Source organism: Streptomyces adelaidensis, from assembly GCF_016598475.1.
GTDB classification, from domain to species: domain Bacteria; phylum Actinomycetota; class Actinomycetes; order Streptomycetales; family Streptomycetaceae; genus Streptomyces; species Streptomyces adelaidensis.
Genome location: NZ_JAEMUX010000345.1, coordinates 1 through 224, shown reverse-complemented (window position 1 = coordinate 224; position 224 = coordinate 1). Strand labels below are relative to the sequence as shown.

The 224-nt window shown below is 68.3% G+C and carries 1 protein-coding gene; it reads right to left on the bottom strand.

Annotated features, from left to right (window positions below; genetic code table 11):
• On the bottom strand, positions 1-224 hold a 224-nt coding region (locus I8N67_RS42145), incomplete at both ends, for a phosphoadenosine phosphosulfate reductase domain-containing protein (protein ID WP_200309717.1).

Here is a 224-nt window from a genome sequence, read left to right as displayed (position 1 = left end):
CGCTTCTCGACGCTCTCGCCGTCCTTGGGGCCGCCCCATTCGCCGGCGGTCAGCCACATGCCGGCCCGCTGGAACACCTCACGCTCGTGCGCGAAGTAGATCTGCGGGAGTTCGATGCCCTCGCGGGCGATGTACTGCCAGACGTCCAGCTCGGTCCAGTTGGACAGCGGGAACACGCGGACGTGTTCGCCGGGGGCGTGGCGGCCGTTGTACAGGTTCCACAG